Raw genomic sequence first — 24,275 nt, 5'->3', positions numbered from 1 at the left:
AGCATGACCGGTATTCGGATGGAGACGCGCACCACCCGGCTGAACGGCCGGAGCGGCTGGCGGGACACCGCCGCCCACTACGCCCTGCTGCCCCTGCGCGTCTTCCTCGGCGTCACCTTCCTCTACGCCGCACTCGACAAACTCACCGACAGCGGCTTCATGAAGGCCACCGGCGCCGGTTCGATCGGCGAGACCATGCGCGCGGCCCGTGGCACCGCCGCCCTCCCCGCCCTGATCGACCTCGCGCTGAAGAGCCCGGTCGGCTTCGGCTACGCCATCGCCCTCGGCGAACTGGCCGTCGGCATCGCCACCCTCCTCGGCCTCCTCGGCCGCCTGGCCGCCCTGGGCGGCGCGCTGATCTCCCTCAGCCTGTGGCTGACCATGAGCTGGGCGACGACCCCCTACTACTACGGCAACGACCTCGCCTACCTGATGGCCTGGCTTCCCCTGGTCCTCGCCGGTGCCCCCTACCTCTCCCTGGACGCCGCCTGGCGCGCCCGCGGCCGACAGCGGTCCCTCGGATACATCTAGGCCCCGGGACGGCTGCCGGAGGGATGTCTTCGGCACATCTCCGAAGCGCCTCCCGCGGCGGGCGACCGTAATGCTGACGGCCGGTCGGGACCCCGGAGGGTCATCGGGTCCCCGGAGGCTCGCCAGGCCCAGCGGTTCACCGGCGCGGCGGCTGCTCGCCGGCGAACCGCCGCTCATCCGGCGACCCCGGGACCGCCGGCCACCGGCGGGGCTTGAGGCTGTCGGTCGCTAGCCCCTCTCGGTCCTGTCCCGCCCGCGTATCGCCCGGTCGAGGGCCGCCGTGGCCCCGGCCAGGCATAGGCCGCCCACCACCAGCGGGACGACCGCGAACCACGGTGTCTCCCACAGGCCCTTGGCGTCCCCGGCGAACATCACGCCGGTGGCGGCGAGGAACAGCCCGGCGACCAGCTTCCCGGGCCGGAACTCATGACGCAGCACGATCCACCTCCACCTCGCCCGCCCCGACCCCGAGCGTGAGGTCCAGGGTGCCGCCGGCCTTGCCGTCCCTGCCGTCCCTGGCCGGTGCCAGCGTCACGTCCCTGTGCTGTCGCGGCCGTACGTCCACGTCCATCCCGTTCTCTCCCGGCAACTTGATGTCGCCCACTCCCACGTCGATGTTCATCCGCACGATCGCGTCGGCCGGCACGATCACCTTCAACTGGCCCGCGCCGATGTGCGCGTCCGTGGCGACGGTCCGCCCCTCGGCCGGGTGCACCCGCGTCAGGTCGAGGACGCCCCGGCCCGTCCCCAGCTCGTACGCCGGCCGGACCTGCGCCGCCGCGCCCGGTATCCAGGACTTCTCCCGCCAGTGCGTGCTGATGTCCCGGGGCATCGCCGCCGTCCCGCCGAGCAGCGCCGCCGTGACGATCGCCAGGAACACCGTGCCGGCGCCGGTGCGCCCCAGGAAGGAGCTGACCGCGATGCCCAGGCCGAAGACGGCCAGCGCGCAGGCGAGTCCGGTCTGGAGGCTGGCGCCCAGCGCGTGGTCGTGCCACGTCAGCCCGGTGCCCAGGCCGCCCGCCAGCAGCGCCAGCAGGAACACCGGGCCGCCTATCCAGCGCGGTCCGCGCGGCCTCGGGGGCGCGGGGCGCGGCTGCCGCTGGGCGGCACCGGAGTGGGTCCAGGGGGTGGCGAGGCGGACGTCGACGACCGAGAGCAGGTCCTTCTCCCGGATGCGCGCGTCACCGGGGCCCCACAGATAGCCGGTGCCGCCGACATGGGTGCCGTCCTTGACGATCGGGTCCCGCCACCAGGAGGGGTAGACGGCGACGACCGGCGGTGCCTGCGCCTCGGGCGGGGCGTCCGCGGCGGCCTGCGCGGCGAGCGGGTCGGGATCGGGGGCACCACGGCGCCGCGACCAGTACGCGGCACCGGCGAGCAGGAGCGAGAGCACCGCGGCGAAGGCCAGCGTCCCGCCGTTTCTCAGCATGGTCAGGAAGACCCCGCAGCCGACCAGGGCGAACAGCACGGCGGCCAGCGCCTGGCCGTCGACCCGGCCGGTCAGCAGCTTGCGCAGTTCGTTCTCCTCCTCGTCCTCGTACGGCACCAGCAGCCATACGAAGCCGTAGAAGATGAGGCCGATGCCACCGGTCGCGGACAGGACGGCCAAGGTGATGCGGAATATCACCGGGTCCATGTCGGCCTGCCGGCCGAGCCCCGCGCACACGCCCGCGATCATCTTGTACCGGCGCCCGCGCCGGTACCGGCCGGGAACGGCCTCGGCCGGGCCCGGCTGCTGTGCGGGCTCCTGCGGCTGTCCCTCTTTCCGCCCCTGCCCCTGCCCCTGCTGTCCCTGCTGTCCCAGCTGTTCCTGCTCCCGCCCGTCGGCGTGGGTACGGGGGCCCGCGCCCACGCGCTCCGTCCTGTCCGTCTTCTCTGCCTTCTCTGCCTTCTCTGTGCCTCCCGCGCGAGGGGCGGAGCCGCTGTCGGCCGCGCCCGTCCCTCCCGTCGCGGCGGGCGCGGCATCCGTCGGCCCGGTGCCCGGGGCCGGGCGCGGGCCGGGGCCGGGTCCCGGACCCGTCGCGGCGTGCTCGTGATCCGTCATGGGTCCATGGTGACGGCCGGGGCGGCGCGGCGGCAGTCGGGACAACCCTGGGCGGACCCTGAAATCGGCCCTGAGACGGGCCGGGGAAGCGTTCGAGCGGCGCGCACCGGCCGGAACCGGAGCGTGCGCGAGATCCCCGACCCGCATTCGGGGAAGATCAGGGGCGTCTCGGGGACCGACCCTGATGCCCCGTCCCGGCGGGCCGTGTGACCATCGATGCCATGCCGGAAGCCGCAAGCCTGCCACTCGACGACCCGCGGCCGCCGCGCAAGCTCTACCGCAGCGGCGACGGACGCTGGCTCGGCGGAGTGGCGCGGGGCCTCGCCGGGCATCTCGGGCTGCCCGTCATCTGGGTCCGGCTCGCCTTCGTCGGCCTGTTCATGGCCAACGGACTGGGCGCGCTGCTGTACGCGGCGTTCTGGTTCTTCGTCCCGCTCGGCGTCGGTGGCGTCGGGGGGCACAAGCCGTCCCCGCCCGCCGCAGAGACCGCGCCCGGCGGCCGCAGAAGACTCGTGGCCCGCAAGCCGGACCGCGGGCAGATGGTCGCGCTGCTCCTCATGGTCATCGTGTCCATGGTCTTCGTGGGCAGCGTCAACCTGACCGGTGCGGCCAAGGCCTACCTGGTGCCGGCCGTGCTCGTCGCGGCCGGTGTCGCCCTCGTCTGGCGCCAGGCGGACAACGCGCGCCGGGCCCGCTGGGTCGAGGTCGGCGGGCGCCGCCGCACCCTGACGCTGGTGCGCGCGGCCGCCGGCGTCCTGCTGGTCACCGCAGGCGTCTCGGCGATCTTCGTCCTCCAGGGTTCGGCCGCCCACCTCGGCGCCGTACTCCAGGCCGCGCTCGCCGTTCTCGTCGGCATCACCCTGCTCGCCGGCCCGTATCTGGTCCGGATGACCCAGGACCTGTCCGAGGAGCGGCTGATGCGCATCCGCGCCCAGGAGCGCGCCGAGGTCGCCGCGCACGTCCACGACTCCGTTCTGCACACCCTGACCCTGATCCAGCGCAACGCCGACAACGCGGGCGAGGTCCGCCGCCTCGCCCGCGCCCAGGAGCGAGACCTGCGTACCTGGCTGTACAAACCCGAGGGCACCGGCAAGGAGGAGGCCGACGAACCGGACACGGTCGCCGAGGCGGTGCGGCGCAACGCGGCCGAGGTCGAGGACAAGCACGGGGTGCCGATAGAGGTGGTCGTCGTCGGAGACTGCCCGTTGGACGAGCGGACCGCCGCGCAGATGCAGGCCGCGCGCGAAGCGATGGTGAACGCCGCCAAGTACGGTGGCGAGGGCGGCGCCGTACAGGTCTATGCCGAGGTCGAGGGCAGGACGGTGTTCGTGTCCGTGCGCGACCGCGGACCGGGCTTCGATCCCGACTCGATACCCGCCGACCGCATGGGCGTCAGAGAATCGATCATCGGGCGTATGGAGCGCAACGGAGGCACGGCCCGGCTGCGGGCGGTCCCGGGCGGTGGCACGGAGGTCGAGCTGGAGATGGAGAGGGCGGAGAAGACGGCATGAGCGACGCGACCGAGGCGAGCGGCACGGCGGAGACGGCTGGGGCGGCCGGGAGCGGCGGCCCCGCGGACGGCGGCGTGACCGGGCGGCACGTGCGGGTGGTGCTGGTGGACGACCACCGGATGTTCCGCACCGGCGTTCAGGCGGAGATCGGCCGGACCACCGAGACCGGTGTCGAGGTGGTGGGCGAGGCCGCGGACGTCGACCAGGCGGTCACCGTCATCACCGCGACCCGGCCCGAGGTGGTCCTCCTCGACGTCCATCTGCCGGGCGGCGGCGGGGTCGAGGTGCTGCGCCGGTGCGCGGCTTTGATGGCGGACGCCGAGCAGCCGGTGCGCTTCCTCGCGCTGTCCGTGTCGGACGCGGCGGAGGATGTGATCGGGGTGATCCGCGGCGGTGCCCGCGGCTATGTCACCAAGACCATCACCGGCACCGACCTGGTGGACTCGATCTTCCGGGTCCAGGAGGGGGACGCGGTCTTCTCCCCGCGGCTGGCCGGGTTCGTCCTGGACGCCTTCGCCTCCACCGACGCCCCTCCCGTGGACGAGGACCTGGACCGTCTCACCCAGCGCGAACGGGAGGTGCTGCGCCTGATCGCCCGTGGTTACGCCTACAAGGAGATCGCCAAGCAGCTGTTCATCTCGGTGAAGACGGTCGAGTCCCACGTCTCGGCGGTCCTGCGCAAGCTCCAGCTGTCCAACCGCCACGAGCTCACCCGCTGGGCGACCGCGCGCCGCCTGGTGTGATTCCTGAGGCACGGGGCCCGGGGGACGGCCGGCTCAGGGACGGCGGCCCTTGCCGGGGGGCTCGGGAGCGGGGGCCGTGGCGTGCCGGTCCCTCGAGGGTGTCGGGGATGTCCTTCGGGCCGGTGCTCACGCCATCCGCGCTCACACCACCCGCGTCGCACCGGCGAACGGCATCTGATCGATGGGGGCCACGCGGACCGGGGCCGAGGGGTTCGGGGCGTGGATCATGCGGCCGTTGCCGATGTAGAGGCCGACGTGGCTGACACCGGAGTAGAAGAACACCAGGTCGCCTGGGCGTAGTTCGGAGCGGGGCACGCGTTGGCCCGCGTCGATCTGGGCGTAGGTGGTGCGGGGGAGGGAGACCCCGGCGGAGCGGTAGGCGGCCTGGACCAGGCCCGAGCAGTCGAAGGCGTCAGGGCCGGTCGCGCCCCACACATAGGGGCTGCCGAGTTTGGCGTAGGCGTAGGCGACGGCCGCCGCGGCGCGGGAGTCGGGGGCCGCGACGGCGCCGGCCTCCAGCGACTGCCGGGTGTCGTCGGCGGCCCGGGACGCGTGCCCTGGAGAGGTGTCGTCGGTGCCGGTCACCCGGCCGCGCTGCGGCGGGGTCAGCTCGGCCAGGAGCCGCCGGGCCTCCGCCAGTTTGCCGGTGACGGTCTTCTTCTGCCGTCGCAGCTCGGCCTGGTGGGACCGCAGCGACTTCAGCTCCATGCGGGCGGCGCCGCGCAACCGCTCGATGTCCTGGAGCTGCCGGCGTACCTGGGACACGGCGACGGACTGCCGGTCACCGGCGCGTTCGGCGAGCGCGGCGGTTTCCAGGTAGCGGTCCGGGTCGCTGGACAGAGCGAGTTGCCAGGCGGGGGCGATGGCACCGGAGCGGTACTGGGCGGCGGCGAACGAACCGAGCGCGTTCCGGGCGGAGTCGAGCTTCTGGGTCCTGCGGGCGGCCTCGTCGCGCAGCGAGTTCAGCCGGCGTTCGCCCGCGTCCGCCTCCTCCTTCGCGCCGTCGTACTTCTGCGTGGCGGTCTCCGCCTCCCGGTACAAGGTGTCCACCCTGGTCCTCACTTGGGCCGGTGTCGGCCGGGGCCCGGCCTGTCCGGTGCCGTCGAAGCCCGCCACGGTGGCCGCCCCCGTCAGGGCGACGATGGCGGCCGTCCGGGCGGTATGACTCCCGAACGGGTGTTGCCGTGGCCTGCGGTGCGCTGCCACCTGTGCCGTCACGTCCTTTCCTACGACGTGTATGACCGATACGACCGATGCGCACCCGGCGGCGAGGGCCGGGTGCCTGGGGGAGGACGCTAGGCCGGACGGTGACGAGTCGGTAACGCACTGTGCGGAACTGTCTTCGGTGGGTCGTTATGGGACCGCGTGCGACCGAGTCGAGGGGCCGGAGACGCCGCCTTCACGCAGCGTGTTGATCGAAGCGTGGAAAGTGAGACTGGCGGGAAAGGCTGGGTGCTATGGGGCGCATCTGCCCAGGACGCGTGGCCGGGGGCGGTGACGGGTGGCTGCGGGGCGCTGGTTAGGCTCCGGCTCCATGGACGTACTCATCCATCTCTTCGTCGGCCTGCACATCATCGGCATCGCCGCGCTGCTCGGCGGTTTCCTCACCCAGATGAAGGCGATGGGCCAGGGCACGGCCCGGTTCGTCCCCGGGATGCTGCACGGCGCGCTGACCATGCTGGTCACCGGCGTGGCCCTGGTCGGTCTCAACCAGGCCCAGGGCGCCCACATCAACACGGTCAAGATCGGCATCAAGCTGGCGCTGCTGATCGTGATCCTCGGCCTGGTCTACGTCAAGCGTGACGAGGAGCGGGTCGACAAGGCACAGTTCGGGCTGGTCGGCGCGCTGACCGCGACGAACATCTTCATCGCGGTGCTCTGGACCTGACGGTCGTCGGGGCACCTCGGACCTGACACGGTCGTCGTGCCTCGGACCCGACCGGCGGCGCTGTGCCCCGCACCCGACGGTCAGTGCGGTGCGGCCGCCCCCGCGCGGGTCGCGCGCACCGCGTCGGCGACCATGGCGGCCGCCACCCAGAGCCACGCCGCCACCGCCACCCACACCAGCACGCGCCCCGGCACCCTGAGCCACGGGACGCTCATGGCGGACGCGACGGACAGGGTGGCCGCGGCCGTCATCCCCATGGGGAAGACCGTCGCCCACCGGCGGTGGTCGTAACCGGGACGCGGTCGGACGGCCTCGGCCACCAGCAGGGTCAGATACACCGCCAGGCTCACGGCGAGCAGGACGGCCGTCGTGATGCGCAGGGTGGCGCGGTCGTCGTCGTTCCACAGGTAGAGGCCGCCGTTTCCGGCCGCGAGCAGGCCCGCCCCGGCCAGCGTCGAGAGGGCGAGCGCGCCGCCGGCGACCCACTGGTCGCCGGGCCCCTCCAGCACCTGCCGCAGGTCGAAGCGGGGCAGGGCGAAGGCGTAGATCACCAGTCCCAGCCAGAACAGCACCAGCGCGGCGCGCGCGAGCCAGGCCGTGTGCTCCGCCGCCGCGAGCGCCGCCGCCGGCGCGGCCAGCGCCTCGGTGGCCACGCAGGCCAGGAACACCGAGCCGGGCATGCGCGGGCGCCAGTGCCCTACGACGACCGGCAGCAGTACCGCCCAGAGCAGCGTCGCGAGCGCCAGCAGTGCCGCGGCCGGGGCCTGACGGCCCGACGCGGACAGCCGGGAGCCGAGCACGGCGGTCGCGGCGACGGCCGTGAGCGCCCCGGGGCTGCGGGCCTCGGCCGCCCAGCGGTCCCGGTCGACGACCAGCCGCCGCACGAAACCGGCGCCCAGCGCGACCCAGAGGACCGCGGCCAGTACCAGCGCGACCCGGGACGCCGTCTCGGCCCCGATCAGCAGCAGGGCCGTCGACACGATTCCGGTCGCCATCACGGCGGCCCCGGCGGCCGGCGACCGGCCCGCCCACCACGCACGCAGACCGGACATGCGCCCGATGCTAGGCAGTGCCGTCGGCCGGACGACCGGGGCACGCGCGCGGGGGCGCGAAAACACCCGGACGGTACGTTCCGGGGGCTCCTGGAGCCCGTACGGAGGAGCCTTCGGACGTACCAGACGGCCGGAGGCGCGGCCTCCGCTCCGGAAGGCCACCTGAGGCGCGTCCCCGGGGCAGGGCCTTCGCGAGGGACGGACCCGTGAGGCACGGCCTTCTGGGGGCCGGCGCCGTGCGGCACGGCCCCCGTGAAGCAGGGCCCCTGGGACACGGCCCCCTGAGGGCCTCGTTCCGGAGGCATGTCCCCTGGAGTCCGCCCGACCTGGAGTCCGCCCGACCCCGGAGAGCCGGCGCGAGCCCGCCGTTCCACGGCCCGGACGTACGGCTCCCCGAGCGGCCCCGGAGGGCGAGCCCGGCCCCACGGCTCCCGGGCCACCCTTACGTGCCGGCCCGTCCGGGAATCCGCCGACCGCCCCCGGCTTTACCCTCGGGTTTCGGGGAGCGGGACCGGTTGTCGGTGGGGCGCCCTAGACTCGGAAGGCGATGAGCAGCCTCTTTGACGACAGCTTCCTGGCGGATCTCCAGGCCCCGCGTGGGCACGAGGAGGAGCACCCGCCACCGCCCGAGGACGATCCCGCTCCGGAGCCGATTCCGGAGGATCTGTTCGGCGGGAAGTTCGACGTGCCGCCGGAGCGGGACACCCACTACCGCGACGGCGCCCCGCGGCCCCCGATCGACGCGGCGGCCCTGCTGGAGGGGTTGAACGACAACCAGCGCGCCGCGGTCGTGCACGCGGGCTCCCCGCTGCTCATCGTGGCCGGGGCCGGCTCCGGCAAGACCCGGGTGCTCACCCACCGCATCGCCCACCTGCTGGCCGAGCGTCACGTGCACCCGGGCCAGATCCTCGCGATCACCTTCACCAACAAGGCCGCGGGCGAGATGAAGGAGCGCGTCGAGCAGCTCGTCGGCCCGCGCGCGAACGCGATGTGGGTGATGACCTTCCACAGCGCGTGCGTGCGCATCCTGCGCCGCGAGAGCAAGAAGCTCGGCTTCACCTCGTCGTTCTCGATCTACGACGCCGCCGACAGCAAGCGCCTGATGGCCCTGGTCTGCCGGGACCTGGACCTCGACCCCAAGCGCTTCCCGCCCAAGTCCTTCAGCGCCAAGATCAGCAATCTGAAGAACGAGCTGATCGATGAGGAGGACTTCGCCGCCCAGGCTGCCGACGGGTTCGAGAAGACCCTCGCCCAGGCCTACGCGCTCTACCAGTCGCGGCTGCGCGAGGCCAACGCGCTCGACTTCGACGACCTGATCATGACGACGGTCAACCTGCTGCGCGCCTTCCCGGACGTCGCCGAGCACTACCGCCGCCGCTTCCGGCACGTCCTGGTGGACGAGTACCAGGACACCAACCACGCCCAGTACGCGCTGGTCCGCGAACTGGTCGGCACCGGCGGGCACGACGAGGACGTCCCGCCCGGCGAGTACGACGTCCCGCCCGCCGAACTGTGCGTCGTCGGTGACGCGGACCAGTCGATCTACGCCTTCCGCGGCGCGACGATCCGCAACATCCTCCAGTTCGAGGAGGACTACCCGGACGCGACGACGATCCTGCTGGAGCAGAACTACCGCTCCACCCAGACCATCCTGTCCGCCGCCAACGCGGTCATCGAGCGCAACGAGTCCCGCCGCCCGAAGAACCTGTGGACCAACGCCGGCCAGGGCGCCCGGATCACCGGCTACGTCGCCGACACCGAGCACGACGAGGCCCAGTTCGTCGCGGACGAGATAGACCGCCTCACGGACGCGGGCGAGGCGCGCGCCGGTGACGTCGCCGTCTTCTACCGGACCAACGCGCAGTCCCGCGTCTTCGAAGAGGTCTTCATCCGCGTCGGCCTGCCCTACAAGGTCGTCGGCGGCGTCCGCTTCTACGAGCGCAAGGAGGTCCGGGACGTCCTCGCCTACCTGCGCGTGCTCGCCAACCCCGAGGACTCGGTGCCGCTGCGCCGCATCCTCAATGTGCCCAAGCGCGGCATCGGCGAGCGTGCCGAGGCGATGATCGACGCCCTCGCGCAGCGCGAGAAGATCAGCTTCCCGCAGGCACTCAAGCGGGTGGACGAGGCGTACGGCATGGCCGCGCGCTCCACCAACGCGGTCAAGCGGTTCAACACGCTGATGGAGGACCTGCGCACCATCGTGGAGTCCGGCGCCGGACCGGCCACCGTGCTGGAGGCCATACTCGAACGCACCGGCTACCTGGCCGAGTTGCAGAACTCCACCGACCCGCAGGACGAGACCCGCATCGAGAACCTCCAGGAACTCGCCGCCGTCGCGCTGGAGTTCGAGCAGGAGCGCGGCGAGGGAGGAGCGGCGCCGGGAGCCCCCGCGCCGGGCGGCACGCTGGCCGACTTCCTCGAGCAGGTCGCCCTGGTCGCCGACTCGGACCAGATCCCCGACGAGGAGGACGGCGACGGCGTCATCACCCTGATGACCCTGCACACCGCCAAGGGCCTGGAGTTCCCCGTCGTCTTCCTGACCGGCATGGAGGACGGCGTCTTCCCGCACATGCGCGCCCTCGGTCAGGTCAAGGAGTTGGAGGAGGAGCGGCGCCTGGCGTACGTCGGCATCACCCGCGCGCGGGAGCGGCTGTACCTCACGCGCTCCACGATGCGCAGCGCCTGGGGGCAGCCCTCGTACAACCCGCCCTCCCGTTTCCTGGAGGAGATCCCGGCCACGCATGTGGACTGGAAGCGCACGGGTGCCACGGCGCCGGTGTCCTCCGGGCCCGCGTCCGGGATCGCGGCCTCGCTGTCCTCGTCCCGTTCACGCTCCTCGGCCTCCGGCGCCTCCGGCTTCGCCACGCGGCGCACCGCGGAGCAGCCGGTGGTCGCGCTGTCCGTCGGGGACCGGGTCACCCACGACCAGTTCGGGCTCGGCACGGTCGTCGGTGTCAAGGGCACGGGCGCGAACGCGGAGGCGACGATCGACTTCGGCGACACCAAACCGAAGCGGCTGCTGCTGCGGTACGCGCCGGTGGAGAAGCTGTAAGCAGGCCGGGAAGAGGGAGCAGCTCCGGAAAAGGGGGTCCCGCCGACCGGCGGGGCCCCCTTTCGGGCGTTCGAGGGTGTTACGTGGGGTCGAGCCCGTGACTCCGCAGCCACGGCAGCGGGTCGATCGCCGCCCCGCCCCCGGGCCGCACCTCGAAGTGCAGGTGGGGGCCGGTGGAGTTGCCGGAGTTGCCGGAGTAGGCGATCGGCTCGCCGGCCTTGACGGTCGTACCGGGGGCGACGCGGTAGCTGGAGAGGTGGCAGTACCAGGTCTCCGTGCCGTCCTTCGCGGTCAGGATCAGCATGTTGCCGTAGGCGCTGTTCCACTTGGTGGCGACGGTGCCGTCGGTCGCGGCCATCACCGTGGTGCCGTAGGCGACGGGGAAGTCGATGCCGGTGTGCACGGACATCCAGTTGACGCCCGCCTGCCCGAAGTAGGCGCTGAGCCCCCTCTGGAGGACCGGCAGCACGAACTTCGGGCGCAGCCGCTCCTTCAGCGCGGCCTCCGCGGCCGCCTTCTTCTTCTCCTGCGCCTGCTGTTGCTTGAGGTCGATCCGCTCCTGGGTGCGGCTCGCCCGGTCGGCGAAGTCGTCGGCGCCGGCCGACAACCCCCTGAGCTGGGTGTCCAGCTTGCTGTTCGCGACCGAGGGCTGGACCGCGTGCGCGTCCGAGGCGGCGGCGGTGGTCTCGGTGGAGCCGTCGTCGTGCAGGGCGCCGACGGAGGCCGCGGCGATACCGGCGACCCCCACGACACAGACCGAGGGAACGGCGACGGTCAGCAGCGCGGAGCGCTTCGCGGGCGTACGGCGCCGGGAACGCGCCCCGGCACGTGAGCCCGCGCGGCCCCCCGGGGCCGGCGCCGGGGTCGGCGGGGCCTCCTGCTGTTCCTCCAACAGGTGGGGGGCGGCGGCGAGTTCGCCGTTCCCGTCCAGGTCGGCGAGACCCTCGAAGGTCGCGGTCTCCTGCTGGTCGAACGGCACGGCGTCCTGGCCGAACGCCATGGCGCCCCGGTCCAGCGGTACGGCGTCCTGCTCGTACGGCATGGCGTCCTGCTCGTACGACCCGGCGTCCTGCTCGGCGCCCGCGGTTGCGGCCGGTGCGCCGGTGTTCCACTGCGTGGCGTCGTACGCGCCCGTGTCGAAGGCCTGGGTGCCCCACTCCCACTGCTGGGTGGCGTCGGCGCCGCCCGACTGGTCGGGGTGCAGCCAGGCGCCCGCGTCCCACTGCCCGCTCACCTCGTTGCCGGTGGCCTGCGCGGGGACCGTCCAGGCGGTGGTGTCGTAGGCACCGGTGTCGTACCCCGCCTGGTACCGGGGTGGGTAGATCTCGTAGGCGGGCGTCTGCGCGGTGCCGGAATGCCATTGGCCGGTGGCATATTCACCCGTGTCGTGGGTGCTGCCGTAGTGGGGGTCGAAGCCCGGGGCGGAACCACTGGTGAAACCGGTGGCGTCGTAGCCGCCGTACGTGGTGAAGTCGTCGTAGGGGGCTTCCGGGGTGCCGTACGACGCCGTGGGCGCCGCGGAGGCGTCGGAAGCCGGGGCCGGGGTGGTCAAGGTCCCCGACGGGTGACGGTCGTTCACCAACTTCTCTTTCGCCTCGACAACAGGGGCTGGCAGAGCAGTGCGGCGACTGTACCCGGCGGTATGCGGGCGCGACAATCTTCGGCCGGTTTCGCGCGGGCCGGAAACGGGCATTCGGCGCCGTTTCGGGGGACGTCAGACCCGGGTTTGGCTTTCTGTTCGATGTGCGTTCGATGTCAGACGGCTGTGCGGCGGCCTCGTGCGCCCCGCACGGCGCGGCCGGCCGACCTCATGCCACGGTCAGGCCCTTCGCGAGCTGCTCCCTGGCGTCGGCGGAGTCCAGCGCCTCGCGTATCCCGGCCGCGACGGCGGGGTGCACCGGCAGGGCGAGATGGCCGATGCCGGTCACCCGGATGTTGTGCGCGTCGAGGTCGGGGTGGTCCAGACAGGCCGTCTCCAGTGGGTCCATCAGCGGGTCGAGGTCGCTCCAGAAGCTGACGAACCGCGTACGGCAGCCCGGCGCGGAGCGGCCCAGCTCCTCGATCACCTGCGAACCGGGACGCATCTGGCGCACGATCGGATGGGCGTCGGCCAGGGGCGCGACCCGGGTGCCGGAGTGCGGGGTGCCGAGCGTGACCAAGGTGCGTACCCGCAGGTCACCGCCCAGACACTGTACGTAGTACCGCGCGATCAGACCGCCGAGGCTGTGTCCCACGATGTCCACCCGGTCGCTGCCGGTGCGCGCGCAGATCTTCTCCACGTGCCGGCCGAACAGCTCGGCGGCGGTGCGGATGTCGCAGGTCAGGGGGGAGTAGTTGAGCGACTCCACGCGCTGCCCGCCGTGCTGGGCCAGATTGCGGCGCAGCAGCACGAACACCGAGCGGTTGTCGATGAAGCCGTGCAGCAGGACGACCGGGGGGCCGGGGCGCACCGGGAGCCGGGCGGTGCCGTCGTCCACCGGCGCGGGCGCGGGGGCGCAGCGCTCCTGGAACAGGCCGGTCGGATACAGCAGGACGTGTCCGGCGAGGATCGCGGCGTCCAGGGCGGTCGCCTTCAGCAGCGTCATCGACAGCCCGGCCAGCCTGCCGGGCCACAGGCGACGGCAGTACGGGAAGAAGAGTGGCACTACTCCGGTGACCTTCATGGCCGACCTCCCGTCGGCACACCGGAGGACGGCTCCCTCCCCCGTGTGCCTTCATGTCCCACTCAATGAATTCCCCGTCACCGCGCTCCGTAAAACCGTCGGGCGCGGGATGCTGGGGACAACGCCCGTTCACCTCGCGACGGGTGGCGGAGCGTGCCGAAGATGCGGTACTTGTCGGAAGGCGGAGGCGAGCGCCTCCGCGGTCGTGCGAGGGAGGCAGTGATGGGTGAGGCAGCCGGTCCGATCCGCGTGGTGGTCGCCAAGCCGGGCCTCGACGGCCACGACCGCGGGGCCAAGGTCATCGCGCGCGCCCTGCGCGACGCCGGGATGGAGGTCATCTACACCGGCCTCCACCAGACGCCCGAGCAGATCGTGGACACCGCGCTCCAGGAGGACGCCGACGCGATCGGCCTGTCCATCCTCTCCGGCGCGCACAACACCCTGTTCGCCGCGGTCATCGACCTGCTCAGGGAGCGCGACGCCCAGGACATCCTCGTCTTCGGCGGCGGCATCATCCCGGAGGAGGACATCCCGCCGCTGAAGGAGAAGGGCGTCGCGGAGATCTTCACCCCGGGGGCGACGACCGCGTCGATCGTGGAGTGGGTCAGGCAGAACGTGCGCCAGCCGGCGGCGTCCGGGGGCTGAGCCGAGGGTGCGGCGGGCCCGGGGCCGTCATGGTGCCGGGTGAGCCGGCCGGTCCTGGCGGCCCCGCCGAGTCCCGGCGGAGCCCGGTGGCAGGTTCGCCCCGGAGTCGTCCGGTCTCAGTTCGTCGGCCATCGCCGCCCGCAGCCGCAGCGTGGTGACGAGGCGCTGGAAGGCCTCCGCCCAGTAGCCCCCCGCGCCCGGTGCCGCGTCCTCCCGCTCGTCGGGTATCGCCAGCAGCCCCTCCAGCCGGGCGGCCTCGGCCGGGTCCAGGCAGCGTTCCGCGAGGCCCATCACCCCGCTGAAGCTCCAGGGGTAACTCCCCGCGTCGCGCGCGATGTTGAGGGCGTCCACGACGGCCCGGCCCAGCGGCGCGGCCCAGGGCACCGCGCACACGCCGAGCAACTGGAACGCCTCCGACAGCCCGTGCGTCGCGATGAACCCGGCGACCCACTCGGCCCGTTCCTCCGCCTCCAGCGCGGCCAGCAGCTTGGCGCGCTCCGCCAGGGAGACCGCACCCGGACCACCCGCCTCCGGGGCCGACGGGGAGCCCAGCAGCGCCCGCGACCACACCGCGTCCCGCTGCCGCACCGCCGCCCGGCACCAGGCCGCGTGCAGCTCGCCCTGCCAGCCGTCCGCCACCGCCAGCGCCACGATTTCCCGCGCGCCCCGGCCGCCGAGCCGGTCCGGCCAGGTGCCGAGGGGCGCCGCCTCCACCAACTGCCCGAGCCACCAGGACCGTTCGCCCCGGCCGGCGGGCGGGGTGGCCACCACACCGTCGCGCTCCATGCCGGGATCGCACTCGTGCGGCGCCTCCACCACGATCACCGGCGGGTCTCCCGTACGGTCCAGCGCCACACACGCCGTGGCCCGGACGGCCATCCGCGCGGCCAGCGCCGAACCCGGCAGCGCGGAGAGCAGTTCGGCCGCAGTGGCCCGGACATTGCGGCTGCGGTCGCCCAGCGCCTTCTCCAGGAACGGCTCGTCCGCCGCGGACAGGCCCGAGCGCAGCGAGTCCAGGAACAGCAGCCGGTCCTCCGCCCGCTCGGTCGGCCAGGTCCCGGCCAGCAGCTCCCGGGCGAGCGCGGGGGTACGGGCCCGCAGCGCGCCCAGCAGGGCCACCCGCTCGGCGAACAGCCCCTCCTCCCACAGCCGTCGTATCCCCTTCTCGTCCCCGGGATCCGGCAGCGCCGCGCCGCCGCCGGGGGCCGAGCGCAGGGCGAACCGCCAGTCCGGGTTGAACCGGGCCAGCCACAGTGCCCGGGGCCCCGCGAACGCCAGCGCCGCCGGCCGCAGGTCCGTACGTCCCCGGGCCGCGTCCAGCAGCGCGGGGAGCGCCTGCGCCGGGGCCGCGTACCCGTGCGCGTTGGCCGCCGCGAGCCACTGCGGGAGCAGCTCCATCAGGTCCGGGGAACTGCCCCGGCGCCCGCCGCTCGCCCCGCCGGAACGGTCGGCCAGCAGCGCGGTCAGCCGGCCGGCCGCCGCCGCGGGCAGCGGCGGGCGCGGATCCTCGGGCGCCCTGTCCGGCCGCCGTGCGGCCCGTGCGGCCCGCAGCCCCGCCCGTCGCCGTACGGTCGCCCCGGCGGCCGCGTCCAGCAGGGCGACGGGGGCGGGGCGGCCGGGGGCGAGTCGCGCGGGAGGGCGCCGGTCGGTGCCGAGGAGGGCGGTGGTGACCAGGTCCTCCCAGGTCACGGTGTCCGGTCGGGGTGCGCTGCCGTGCATCGCGTCGCCTTCCGTTCGGGTAGGTCGCGCAGGGCGCGTGGAGCGGGAGGGGGCCCGGTCGGTCAGCACAGCGGCACCGCCTCCCCGTCGCCCTCCCGCCAGGCCGTGAGCGGGGTGAAGCCCCGGTGGCCGCACTCGCCGAAGACCGTGACCGGGGCGCCGCCGGACAGGGCGAGCAGGCGCCACAGGCCCGGCCGGGAGCGAGCGGCGCGGGTCAGGGGCAGGGCGGCGTCCTCCTCGGCGTCGGCCAGTTGCCACTGCTCGCCGTCCGGCACGGGGACCACCTGCTCCAGGGTCACCGGGACCGACTCCAGCCAGGGGTCCTCGCGCAGCGCCGTGCCGTACCGGGCAAGCGCCTCGGCCGTGCTCGTGCCCGGCGGACGGAGACCGGCCGGGACCGGCGCGCCGAACCGTTCGCCCAGCGCGGCCCGGAGCTGACCGGCACCCGGGTACGCGGACAACTCGGCGTCCAGGGCGAGGCCCACCGGCAGGGACAGCTCCGGGGCCCGGCCGGCCGGCCCGTAGGAGAGCAGCAGCCGGGTGCGGTGCGACGCGGTGCCGTACAGCCATATCCGGCGGGTCGTCAGTTTCGTGTCCGCCGTGTCGTACTGGGCGAGGACCAGCCAGCGGTCGCGCTCGGGTGGGCCATCCGCCGATGCGGGCAGGCCGAGCCGGGAGCGGACCGTGGCCGCGAGGGGTTCCGGCAGCGCCTCGCGGCGCAGCCAGCCCTGGTCGAGCAGGTGCAGCAGCGCGCACTCCTCCAGCAGCCGCGCCGGCCAGCCCGCGCCGGACGCCGGTATCGCCCCCAAGTCCCGCACCCGTGCGGCCAGTCCGGGGGCCTGGGCGTCGACCATGCGGGCCGCGGTCTCCTCCCACAGTCCGTACCCCGCCTGCTCGGCCGCGGCGAGGCCGCCGCGCAGCAGGTCGGCCAGGCGCTGCTCCAGCTCGGTCGCGCCCGCGGTGACCCGCTCGGCCCGGCGCTCGGCGCGGCGCCGGGCCGCCTCCGGGTCGGCGGCCGGAGCGCTCCCGCCGCCCTCCGTCCGCTTGTCCTCCGCGCGGTCGCGCCGGCCCGTGAGCCACTGCTCGGCCCACTCCGGCGGCTCGGCGCGCACCGGCACCGAGCCGTCGTCGGCCGCCCACAGCAGAAGCAGCCCGAGCGCGTGCTTGCACGGGAACTTACGGCTCGGACAACTGCACCTGTACGCGGGCCCGGTGAGGTCGATCACCGTCTGGTACGGCTTGCTGCCGCTGCCCTTGCACAGTCCCCACACCGACTCCTTCCCGCTCCCCGACCCGGACCACGGACCGGCCGTGCCGAGCCTGCCGCCCGCCTTGCGTGACGCGGCGTCAGGCGCCAGCGCCAGCACCTGGTCCGCGGTCCAGCGCACCCCCTGCTCAGTCATGTCCCCGACGGTAGATCCCGCCACTGACAATGCGCCCTGCGCGTGTGTTTTCGCTGGTCAGAGCGATTGTCAGTGGTGTGGTGCACCGTTGGTGGCAGATCCGAACCGGCCGAGCTGGAGGGGGCCTCAGCCATGTCAGCCAACCTTGCGTCCACGCGACCGAAGACCGCCGCCGCGCAGCACCCGGGGGAGAACGCGGCGGCTCTGCGACCGCACGCCGAGCAGGCGTTCGCGGACGAACTCGCCGCGCTGGCCGCGCAGGACGACCGGCCCCGCCCGGCCCGCTGGAGACTGTCGCCGTGGGCGGTGGCCACGTACCTGCTCGGCGGCACCCTGCCGGACGGCACGGTGATCTCGCCGAAGTACGTGGGCCCGCGCCGGATCGTCGAGGTCGCCGTCACCACGCTCGCCACCGACCGCGCCCTGCTCCTGCTCGGCGTGCCCGGCACCGCCAAGACCTGGGTGTCGGAGCATCTGGCCGCCGCCGTCAGCGGCGACTCGACGCTGCTGGTCCAGGGCACCGCGGGCACCCCCGAGGAGGCCATCCGCTACGGCTGGGACTACGCGCGGCTGCTCGCCCACGGTCCCAGCCGCGACGCCCTCGTGCCTAGCCCGGTCATGCGCGCCATGGCCGAGGGCATGACCGCCCGGGTCGAGGAGCTGACCCGGATCCCGGCCGATGTGCAGGACTCGCTGATCACCATCCTGTCCGAGAAGACGCTGCCCGTCCCGGAGCTGGGCGAGGAGGTCCAGGCGGTGCGCGGCTTCAACCTCATCGCCACCGCCAACGACCGCGACCGCGGCGTCAACGAACTCTCCAGCGCGCTGCGCCGCCGCTTCAACACCGTCGTGCTGCCGCTGCCCGAGAGCGCCGAGGCCGAGGTCGACATCGTCACCCGCCGCGTCGAACAGCTCGGCCGCTCCCTCGATCTGCCGGCCGTGCCCGACGGCATGGCGGAGATCCGCCGCGTCGTGACCGTCTTCCGCGAGCTGCGCGACGGACTGACCGACGACGGCCGTACGAAGGTGAAGTCGCCCAGCGGCACCTTGTCCACGGCAGAGGCGATCTCCGTCGTCACGAACGGCCTCGCGCTCGCCGCCCACTTCGGCGACGGCGTGCTGCGCCCGGCGGACGTCGCCGCCGGCATCCTCGGCGCCGTCGTCCGCGACCCGGCGGCCGACCGGGTCGTCTGGCAGGAGTACCTGGAGACGGTCGTGCGCGAGCGGGAGGGCTGGACGGACTTCTACCGCGCCTGCCGGGAGGTGAGCGCATGACCGGCACGGCCGGGACCGGGTCCCGCCGCACCGGTCCGCTGCTGCTCGGCGTACGGCACCACGGGCCCGGTTCCGCCCGCGCGGTGCGCGCCGCGCTGGACGCCGCCCGGCCCGCGGCCGTCCTGATCGAGGGACCGCCCGAGGCCGACGCGCTGGTCCCGCTGGCCGCCGACCCGGCCCTGCGGCCGCCCGTCGCCCTGCTCGCCCATGCCGTGGACGAGCCCGGCCGCTCGGCGTTCTGGCCGTTCGCCGGGTTCAGCCCGGAGTGGGTGGCCCTGCGCTGGGCGCTGGACCACGGCGTCCCGGTCCGCTTCATCGACCTGCCGGCCGCGCACACCCTCGCGTGGGAGACGGAGACCGGGCTCCCGTCCGCAGAACCCGCAGAACCCGCAGAACCCGCAGAACCCGCAGAACCCGCAGAACCCGGAGAACCCGAGGAAGGGGAGGCGGCTCCGGCCGCCGACGAGCGGGCCCGCCTCGACCCGCTCGGCGCCCTCGCCGAGGCCGCCGGGTACGACGATCCCGAGCGCTGGTGGGAGGACGTCGTGGAGCACCGGGGGCCCGGGGAGCGCGACCCCTTTGCCCCGTTCGAGGCGCTGGCGGAGGCCATGGGCGCGCTGCGCGAGCGGTACGGCACGGGCGGGCACCCCCGGGACCTGGTGCGCGAGGCGCAGATGCGGCTCCGGCTGCGCGCCGCCCGAAAGGAGTTCGGCGACGCGGTGGCCGTGGTGTGCGGGGCCTGGCACGTCCCCGCGCTGCGCGAGAAGGCCACCGTGACCGCCGACCGGGCGCTGCTCAAGGGGCTGCCCAAGGTCAAGGCCGACCTGACCTGGGTGCCCTGGACGCACCGCAGGCTGGCCCGGTCGAGCGGCTACGGCGCGGGCATCGACTCGCCCGGCTGGTACGGCCATCTCTTCCACGTCCCCGACCGGCCGGTGGAGCGCTGGCTGACCAAGGTGGCGGGCCTGCTGCGGGAGGAGGACCGGATCGTGTCCTCCGCGCACGTCATCGAGGCCGTACGGCTCGCTCAGACCCTCGCGGCGATGCGCGGCCGTCCGCTGCCGGGGCTGGGGGAGACCACCGACGCGGTGCGCGCGGTGATGTGCGACGGCTCGGACGTGCCGCTGGCGCTGGTGTACGACCGGCTGGTGGTCGGGGACGTCCTGGGCGAGGTGCCGGACTCGGCGCCCGCGGTGCCGTTGCAGCGTGACCTGGCGCGACAGCAGCGCGCGCTGCGGCTCAAGCCGGAGGCGCCGGAGCGCGAGCTGGAGCTGGACCTGCGGAGGGACACGGACGCGGGCCGCAGCAGACTGCTGCACCGGCTGCGGCTGCTGGGGATCGGCTGGGGGGAGCCGGGCGCCTCGCGGGGGAGCACGGGCACGTTCAGGGAGACCTGGCGGCTGCGCTGGGAGCCGGAGCTGTCGGTGCGGGTCGCGGAGGCGGGGGTGTGGGGGACGACCGTGGCCGCGGCGGCACGGGCCAGGGCGGAGTCGGACGCGGCGAACGCGGCGGCCCTCGCCGAGGTCACCGCGCTCGCCGAACGGTGCCTGCTCGCCGGTCTCCCGGACGCCCTGCCGGTGGTCATGCGGGCGCTCGCCGACCGCGCGGCCCTGGACACGGACGTCGGCCACCTCGCCCAGGCCCTGCCCGCCCTGGTCCGCACCCTGCGCTACGGCGACGTCCGCGGCACCGACACCCGCGCGCTGGCCGGCGTCGCCGCCGGTCTCGCCGAGCGCGTCTTCGTCGGCCTGCCCCCGGCCTGTGCCGCGCTCGACACCGACGCGGCGGAGCGGATGCGGGGCCATGTGGACGCGGTGCACGCGGCGGTGGGTCTGCTGGGGGAGGCGTTGGCCGGCGCGGCGGCGGGCGCGGCTGAGGCCGGTGGCGTGGGCGTCGGCGGGGGTCCGGACGACGCCGCGGGGCCCGGTCGGGCCGCGACGGCCGCCGCGGGTGCCGGTCCCGGTGGGGCAGGTGGTCCCGGCAGCCCCGGGGGTGCCGCTGAGAAAGAGGGGGGCGGCGCGACCTCGGGCGCCCCTGACGACCCAGGTATGGCGGCTCCCTCGATCGACGGCGCGGATCAAGATACGGCGGCTGTCCCGGTCCTCGGTGCGGGGCAAGGTGCGGGGGTCCCCTCGGTCTTCGGCGCGGATCAAGACACGGCGGTCCCCTCGGTCCTCGGCGCAGGCGAAGGCGCGGCCGCGGCCCCGGGCCCCGGCGTCGGCGCGGGCGCCGGGAGCGTCGGCGGCCCCGGGGGGTTGCGCCGGCGCTGGCGGGGTGTGCTCCGCGCCCTCGCCCTGCGGGACACCGTCGCGGGGGTGATCCGGGGGCGGGCGGTGCGGTTGCTGCTGGACGAGGGAGAGCTGGCTGCCGGGGAGGCGGCGCGGCTCATGGGGCTCGTGCTGTCGCCGGGGACGCCGCCCGGCGACGCGGCCGCCTGGATCGAGGGCTTCGTCGGCGGCGGGGGCGGCCTGCTGCTGGTGCACGACGAGCGGCTGCTCGGTCTGGTCGACGCCTGGCTGACCGGGGTGCCGGCGGAGGCGTTCACGGACGTACTACCGCTGCTGCGGCGCACCTTCGCGGCGTACGACCCGGGGGTGCGCAGAACCCTCGGCGAACTGGTGCGGCGCGGACCGGGGAAGTGGACGGGCTCGGCGGCCCCGGGGCTCACCGCACCCGGCTTCGCCGCCGAGCCGGACGCCGAACGCGCCGACGCCGTGCTCCCGGTGCTGCGGCTCCTCCTCGGCCCGGACGGGCGACAGACGACGACCCACGAGAAAAGCCTCACGGGGGTGGGCACATGACAACCCAGACGCCGACGGACCGCGACGACCCCTCCCGCGAACGCCTGCGGCGCTGGCGGCTCGTGCTCGGTGGGGAGCAGGCCGACGGCACCGGATGCGCGCTGTCCGGGCGGGACGCCGGGATGGACGGGACGCTGGCCGCGCTCTACGGCAAGGGGGACAAGCCGCAGCCGGGGCGGGACCGCGCGGCGGGACTCGGCGCCTCGGCGCCCTCCGTGGCGCGCTGGCTCGGGGACATCCGCACGTATTTCCCGTCCTCCGTCGTCCAGGTCATGCAGCGCGACGCCATCGACCGGCTCGGGCTCGCCGCCCTGCTCCTCGAGCCGGAGATGCTGGAGGCGGTGGAGGCCGACGTGCACCTGGTCGGCACGTTGCTGTCGCTCAACAAGGCGATGCCGGAGACGACGAAGGAGACGGCGCGAGCGGTCGTGCGCAAGGTGGTGGAGGACCTGGAGAAGCGGCTCGCCACCCGCACCCGGGCCACCCTGACCGGCGCCCTGGACCGCAGCGCCCGCGTCAGCCGGCCGCGCCACCACGACATCGACTGGAACCGCACCATCGCGGCCAACCTCAAGCACTACCTGCCCGAGTACCGCACCGTCGTACCGGAGCGGCTGATCGGCTACGGGCGGGCCGCGCGCTCGGTGAAGAAGGAGGTGATCCTCTGCGTCGACCAGTCCGGGTCGATGGCGGCGTCCGTGGTCTACGCGTCCGTCTTCGGCGCGGTCCTCGCCTCCATGCGGTCGATCAGCACCCGCCTCGTCGTCTTCGACACGGCGGTGGTCGACCTCACCGAGCAGCTCGACGACCCGGTGGACGTCCTCTTCGGCACCCAGCTCGGCGGCGGCACGGACATCAACCGGGCGCTCGCCTACTGCCAGGCGCACATCACCCGGCCCGCCGAGACCGTGGTGGTGCTGATCAGCGACCTGTACGAGGGCGGCATACGGGACGAGATGCTCAAGCGGGTGGCGGCCATGAAGGCGTCCGGGGTGCAGTTCGTGACGCTGCTCGCGCTGTCGGACGAGGGCGCGCCCGCCTACGACCGGGAGCACGCGGCCGCGCTCGCCGCGCTCGGCGCCCCCGCCTTCGCCTGCACGCCCGACCTGTTCCCCGAGGTGATGGCCGCGGCACTGGAGAAGCGGCCGCTGCCGATACCCGGGACGGCCTGACGCCGGGATGGCGTGACCCCGGGGGAACGTGCTCCGGAAGAAGAACGTGACCCCGGGGGAACGTGCTCCGGAAGAAGAAGGGGAGAAACCGGGAACCCGCGCGGCGTACGGGGCGTCGGAGGGGGCACCGGAGAGTCGGTACATCCGCTCGCCGCCCGGCCACCTCGCTCCGTGGGGCGGCCGCACCCGGTCGGCCGAACGCCGTCGGTTCCTCCGGGCGGAGCCTCGCGGATGGGGCGGATGGTCCCCATTGGGGTGGGGACCGACCGTTCCGGCCCCGGTCACCGGGGCCGCGCGGAGGCCTCATCGGGTCGACCCCAGCCCGGTGAGGCCTCGTACCAGCCGGTAGGGCCGAGGGGGGCGGCACGGCGTGCCAGAGAACCCGGCATCATGTGACAGGTATCACCGCTCGCGTGTGACCCTCGATTTAGGGAGCCCCCGCAAGCGGCGATAACCTGCGAGACGGACATGCCGCGCGCTCGGACACCGTGTGCGCCCCCCTAGTGACAAGCGGACGTCACGTTGCCCTTCGCGGCACGCCCACGCATCCAACGAACCGCGAGATCACTGATAGGGACGGAAGCGCGTGGACCTGTTCGAGTACCAGGCGAGGGACCTCTTCGCCAAGCACGATGTACCGGTGCTGGCCGGTGAAGTCATCGACACGCCTGAGGCGGCGCGCGAGATCACCGAGCGTCTGGGCGGCAAGTCCGTCGTCAAGGCGCAGGTGAAGGTCGGTGGTCGCGGCAAGGCCGGTGGCGTCAAGCTGGCCGCCACTCCGGACGAGGCCGTCGCGCGCGCGACGGACATCCTCGGCATGGACATCAAGGGCCACACGGTCCACAAGGTGATGATCGCCGAGACCGCTCCGGAGATCGTCGAGGAGTACTACGTCTCCTTCCTCCTCGACCGTGCGAACCGCACCTTCCTCTCCATCGCGTCCGTCGAGGGCGGCATGGAGATCGAGGAGGTGGCGGCCACCCGCCCCGAGGCCGTCGCCAAGACGCCGATCGACGCGATCGACGGTGTGACCCCCGAGAAGGCCCGCGAGATCGTCGCGGCCGCCAAGTTCCCGGCCGAGGTCGCCGACAAGGTCGCCGACGTGCTGGTCAAGCTGTGGGACACCTTCATCAAGGAGGACGCCCTCCTGGTCGAGGTGAACCCGCTGGCCAAGGTCGCCTCCGGTGACGTCATCGCCCTCGACGGCAAGGTGTCCCTGGACGACAACGCCGAGTTCCGTCACCCGGACTTCGAGGCGCTGCACGACAAGGCCGCGGCCAACCCGCTGGAGGCCGCCGCCAAGGAGAAGAACCTCAACTACGTCAAGCTCGACGGTGAGGTCGGCATCATCGGCAACGGCGCGGGTCTCGTCATGAGCACCCTGGACGTCGTGGCGTACGCCGGTGAGAACCACGGTGGCGTCAAGCCCGCCAACTTCCTGGACATCGGTGGCGGCGCCTCCGCCCAGGTGATGGCGAACGGCCTGGAGATCATCCTCGGCGACCCGGACGTCAAGTCCGTCTTCGTGAACGTCTTCGGTGGCATCACCGCCTGTGACGAGGTCGCCAACGGCATCGTGCAGGCCCTGAAGCTCCTGGAGGACCGCGGCGAGAAGGTCGAGAAGCCGCTCGTCGTCCGCCTCGACGGCAACAACGCCGAGCTGGGCCGGAAGATCCTCACGGACGCCAACCACCCGCTGGTGCAGCGCGTCGACACCATGGACGGCGCGGCCGCGAAGGCCGCCGAGCTGGCCGCCGCCAAGTAAGCACGAGGACG

General features: G+C 73.8%; 18 protein-coding genes. 10 read left to right on the top strand and 8 right to left on the bottom strand.

Annotated elements, in window-relative coordinates; translation table 11 throughout:
• The first annotated feature begins 18 nt into the window (after positions 1 to 18).
• Positions 19 to 531, top strand: a complete 513-nt coding sequence (locus tag QSK45_RS28450) for a DoxX family membrane protein (RefSeq protein ID WP_395484903.1) — start codon at positions 19 to 21, stop codon at positions 529 to 531.
• A gap of 228 nt (positions 532 to 759) precedes the next feature.
• Here QSK45_RS28450 and QSK45_RS28445 read toward each other — a convergent pair whose 3' ends face one another.
• Positions 760 to 969, bottom strand: coding sequence for a hypothetical protein (locus QSK45_RS28445; protein ID WP_285561764.1), 210 nt, complete (start codon positions 967 to 969; stop codon positions 760 to 762).
• Complete coding sequence (locus QSK45_RS28440) at positions 956 to 2,575, bottom strand: PspC domain-containing protein (protein WP_285561763.1); 1,620 nt, start codon at positions 2,573 to 2,575, stop codon at positions 956 to 958. The genes QSK45_RS28445 and QSK45_RS28440 overlap by 14 nt, the downstream gene beginning before the upstream one ends.
• A 221-nt stretch (positions 2,576 to 2,796) precedes the next feature.
• Between QSK45_RS28440 and QSK45_RS28435 the strand changes: the two genes are divergently transcribed.
• The gene (locus QSK45_RS28435) at positions 2,797 to 4,086 is read left to right on the top strand and encodes an ATP-binding protein (protein ID WP_285561762.1); all 1,290 of its coding nucleotides are present in this window, start codon (positions 2,797 to 2,799) and stop codon (positions 4,084 to 4,086) included.
• A complete protein-coding gene (locus tag QSK45_RS28430) occupies positions 4,083 to 4,829 on the top strand; it encodes a LuxR C-terminal-related transcriptional regulator (protein WP_285561761.1) in 747 nt (248 codons plus the stop codon). Before QSK45_RS28435 ends, QSK45_RS28430 begins: the two co-directional genes overlap by 4 nt.
• A gap of 141 nt (positions 4,830 to 4,970) precedes the next feature.
• Here QSK45_RS28430 and QSK45_RS28425 read toward each other — a convergent pair whose 3' ends face one another.
• Positions 4,971 to 6,035 carry a C40 family peptidase gene (locus QSK45_RS28425; RefSeq protein ID WP_285561898.1) on the bottom strand — a complete coding sequence of 355 codons (1,065 nt, stop codon included), beginning with the start codon at positions 6,033 to 6,035 and terminating at the stop codon, positions 4,971 to 4,973.
• A 328-nt stretch (positions 6,036 to 6,363) separates the two neighbouring features.
• On the opposite strand from QSK45_RS28425, the gene QSK45_RS28420 reads away from it, so the two are divergent.
• A complete protein-coding gene (locus QSK45_RS28420) occupies positions 6,364 to 6,717 on the top strand; it encodes a hypothetical protein (RefSeq protein WP_285561760.1) in 354 nt (117 codons plus the stop codon).
• Positions 6,718 to 6,797: 80 nt separating this feature from the next.
• Here QSK45_RS28420 and QSK45_RS28415 read toward each other — a convergent pair whose 3' ends face one another.
• Positions 6,798 to 7,769, bottom strand: a complete 972-nt coding sequence (locus QSK45_RS28415; RefSeq protein ID WP_285561759.1) for an SLAC1 family transporter — start codon at positions 7,767 to 7,769, stop codon at positions 6,798 to 6,800.
• A gap of 547 nt (positions 7,770 to 8,316) precedes the next feature.
• Here QSK45_RS28415 and pcrA point away from each other — a divergent pair.
• A complete protein-coding gene (pcrA, locus tag QSK45_RS28410; protein ID WP_285561758.1) occupies positions 8,317 to 10,821 on the top strand; it encodes a DNA helicase PcrA in 2,505 nt (834 codons plus the stop codon).
• A gap of 79 nt (positions 10,822 to 10,900) precedes the next feature.
• Here the strand turns inward: pcrA and QSK45_RS28405 are convergent, their stop codons facing one another.
• Both QSK45_RS28405 and QSK45_RS28400 read right to left on the bottom strand, forming a co-directional pair.
• On the bottom strand, positions 10,901 to 12,400 hold the full coding sequence (locus QSK45_RS28405; protein ID WP_285561757.1) for a M23 family metallopeptidase: 1,500 nt from the start codon (positions 12,398 to 12,400) through the stop codon (positions 10,901 to 10,903).
• A gap of 229 nt (positions 12,401 to 12,629) precedes the next feature.
• Entirely contained in the window at positions 12,630 to 13,484 is an 855-nt protein-coding gene (locus tag QSK45_RS28400; RefSeq protein ID WP_285561756.1) for an esterase/lipase family protein, read from the bottom strand.
• 222 nt (positions 13,485 to 13,706) lie between these two features.
• Here QSK45_RS28400 and icmB point away from each other — a divergent pair, with 222 nt between their 5' ends.
• Positions 13,707 to 14,129, top strand: a complete 423-nt coding sequence (icmB, locus tag QSK45_RS28395) for a coenzyme B12-dependent isobutyryl CoA mutase small subunit (RefSeq protein ID WP_285561755.1) — start codon at positions 13,707 to 13,709, stop codon at positions 14,127 to 14,129.
• 27 nt (positions 14,130 to 14,156) lie between these two features.
• Here the strand turns inward: icmB and QSK45_RS28390 are convergent, their stop codons facing one another.
• Positions 14,157 to 15,848 carry a DUF5691 domain-containing protein gene (locus tag QSK45_RS28390; RefSeq protein WP_285561754.1) on the bottom strand — a complete coding sequence of 564 codons (1,692 nt, stop codon included), beginning with the start codon at positions 15,846 to 15,848 and terminating at the stop codon, positions 14,157 to 14,159.
• Positions 15,849 to 15,910: 62 nt separating this feature from the next.
• Positions 15,911 to 17,251, bottom strand: a complete 1,341-nt coding sequence (locus tag QSK45_RS28385) for an SWIM zinc finger family protein (RefSeq protein WP_285561753.1) — start codon at positions 17,249 to 17,251, stop codon at positions 15,911 to 15,913.
• Positions 17,252 to 17,383: 132 nt separating this feature from the next.
• Between QSK45_RS28385 and QSK45_RS28380 the strand changes: the two genes are divergently transcribed.
• The 4 genes from QSK45_RS28380 to sucC all read left to right on the top strand — a co-directional run bounded on the left by QSK45_RS28380 (position 17,384) and on the right by sucC (position 24,264).
• A complete protein-coding gene (locus QSK45_RS28380; RefSeq protein WP_285561752.1) occupies positions 17,384 to 18,526 on the top strand; it encodes an ATP-binding protein in 1,143 nt (380 codons plus the stop codon).
• Positions 18,523 to 21,327, top strand: a complete 2,805-nt coding sequence (locus tag QSK45_RS28375) for a DUF5682 family protein (RefSeq protein ID WP_285561751.1) — start codon at positions 18,523 to 18,525, stop codon at positions 21,325 to 21,327. Before QSK45_RS28380 ends, QSK45_RS28375 begins: the two co-directional genes overlap by 4 nt.
• Positions 21,324 to 22,499, top strand: coding sequence for a VWA domain-containing protein (locus QSK45_RS28370; RefSeq protein WP_285561750.1), 1,176 nt, complete (start codon positions 21,324 to 21,326; stop codon positions 22,497 to 22,499). The genes QSK45_RS28375 and QSK45_RS28370 overlap by 4 nt, the downstream gene beginning before the upstream one ends.
• Positions 22,500 to 23,085: 586 nt before the next feature.
• Positions 23,086 to 24,264, top strand: a complete 1,179-nt coding sequence (gene sucC, locus QSK45_RS28365; protein WP_285561749.1) for an ADP-forming succinate--CoA ligase subunit beta — start codon at positions 23,086 to 23,088, stop codon at positions 24,262 to 24,264.
• The last annotated feature ends 11 nt before the right edge of the window (positions 24,265 to 24,275 follow it).

It is taken from the genome of Streptomyces hygroscopicus subsp. hygroscopicus (assembly GCF_030269125.1).
Taxonomy (GTDB): domain Bacteria; phylum Actinomycetota; class Actinomycetes; order Streptomycetales; family Streptomycetaceae; genus Streptomyces; species Streptomyces hygroscopicus_C.
The sequence above is the reverse complement of the archived record's forward strand: the minus strand, read 5'-3'. Positions and strand labels throughout refer to the sequence as shown.

Bases quoted from the DNA above. Each gene is read 5' to 3' on its own strand.
- QSK45_RS28450 (WP_395484903.1), top strand. From the start codon at position 19: ATGGAGACGCGCACCACCCGGCTGAACGGCCGGAGCGGCTGGCGGGAC.
- QSK45_RS28440 (WP_285561763.1), bottom strand. From the start codon at position 2,575: ATGACGGATCACGAGCACGCCGCGACGGGTCCGGGACCCGGCCCCGGC.
- QSK45_RS28435 (WP_285561762.1), top strand. From the start codon at position 2,797: ATGCCGGAAGCCGCAAGCCTGCCACTCGACGACCCGCGGCCGCCGCGC.
- QSK45_RS28430 (WP_285561761.1), top strand. From the start codon at position 4,083: ATGAGCGACGCGACCGAGGCGAGCGGCACGGCGGAGACGGCTGGGGCG.
- QSK45_RS28420 (WP_285561760.1), top strand. From the start codon at position 6,364: ATGGACGTACTCATCCATCTCTTCGTCGGCCTGCACATCATCGGCATC.
- QSK45_RS28415 (WP_285561759.1), bottom strand. From the start codon at position 7,769: ATGTCCGGTCTGCGTGCGTGGTGGGCGGGCCGGTCGCCGGCCGCCGGG.
- pcrA (WP_285561758.1), top strand. From the start codon at position 8,317: ATGAGCAGCCTCTTTGACGACAGCTTCCTGGCGGATCTCCAGGCCCCG.
- QSK45_RS28400 (WP_285561756.1), bottom strand. From the start codon at position 13,484: ATGAAGGTCACCGGAGTAGTGCCACTCTTCTTCCCGTACTGCCGTCGC.
- icmB (WP_285561755.1), top strand. From the start codon at position 13,707: ATGGGTGAGGCAGCCGGTCCGATCCGCGTGGTGGTCGCCAAGCCGGGC.
- QSK45_RS28390 (WP_285561754.1), bottom strand. From the start codon at position 15,848: ATGCACGGCAGCGCACCCCGACCGGACACCGTGACCTGGGAGGACCTG.
- QSK45_RS28385 (WP_285561753.1), bottom strand. From the start codon at position 17,251: ATGACTGAGCAGGGGGTGCGCTGGACCGCGGACCAGGTGCTGGCGCTG.
- QSK45_RS28380 (WP_285561752.1), top strand. From the start codon at position 17,384: ATGTCAGCCAACCTTGCGTCCACGCGACCGAAGACCGCCGCCGCGCAG.
- QSK45_RS28375 (WP_285561751.1), top strand. From the start codon at position 18,523: ATGACCGGCACGGCCGGGACCGGGTCCCGCCGCACCGGTCCGCTGCTG.
- QSK45_RS28370 (WP_285561750.1), top strand. From the start codon at position 21,324: ATGACAACCCAGACGCCGACGGACCGCGACGACCCCTCCCGCGAACGC.